Source organism: Shouchella shacheensis (assembly GCF_001484965.1).
GTDB lineage: Bacteria > Bacillota > Bacilli > Bacillales > Bacillaceae_D > Shouchella > Shouchella shacheensis.
The window spans coordinates 1-955 of the sequence record NZ_LLYY01000074.1; the positions used below are offsets into that span (position 1 = coordinate 1).

Consider the following 955-nt stretch of genomic DNA (forward strand, 5'->3'; position numbering starts at 1 on the left):
GAGGCCACTGAAAAAGTCTCCAAAAAGATGAACGGACCTCAAAATTAATCGGGAGCTCGTTCATCTTTTTTGGTAAACTGAGAGTAACAAAAAAGAAAGTGGTGTCCGTCATGATTCAACGTTCTACGTCTCCTCAACTTAGCGCATTCGCCGATCTCTACGATGTGGTGGTTCCGCAAGATCATAAGTTACGGAAAATGAATGACCTCATTGATTTTTCCTTTATCTATGAGGAGTTGGAAGGGACGTATAGCTTGAATTTTGGTCGTTCCGCCATTGACCCAATTCGAATGTTTAAATACTTATTGTTGAAGAGCATCTATCCGTTGTCCGACGTCGACCTCGTGGAGCGATCGAAATACGACATGTCTTTTAAGTATTTTCTAGGTATGACACCTGAGGAAGAGGTGATCAACCCAAGCTCGTTGACAAAGTTTCGGAAGATGCGCCTCCAAAATATAGAAATGCTCGATCTATTGATTGGGAAAACCGTAGAAATTGCGATCGAAAAAGGAATTATTGAAAGTCAAACGATCATTGTTGATGCCACGCATACCAAATCTCGCTATAACCAAAAGAAGCCGCAAGAGATTCTGCGCGAGCGCTCGAAACAGCTTCGAAAAGCCGTGTACGAGATCAATGAAACGTTGAAATCTTCTTTTCCAGCAAAACCAGAAAAGGATGATCTTCAGGAAGAAATTCAATATAGCGAAGCGCTCATGGATGTCATTGAAAAGACCCCCGCGCTTCAAGCCTATTCAAAAGTGACCGAACCGTTGAACCTGCTGCGGGAAACGGTGGACGATGACCTCGAGCGCCTTCAATCCATGAACGATCGGGATGCACGAGTGGGCCATAAGACGGCAGACACGTCGTTCTTTGGATATAAAACCCATATGGCGATGTCCGATGAACGGATCATTACGGCGGCTGTGGTTACGACAGGTGAAAAAAA

The 955-nt window shown here is 44.3% G+C and carries 1 protein-coding gene; it reads left to right on the forward strand.

The genetic code is table 11. From position 1 onward, the window contains the following. Nucleotides 1-110: 110 nt before the first annotated feature. Nucleotides 111-955, forward strand: an 845-nt coding sequence (locus tag AVZ68_RS19410; RefSeq protein WP_180316742.1) for a transposase, incomplete at its 3' end; no start/stop codon positions are given.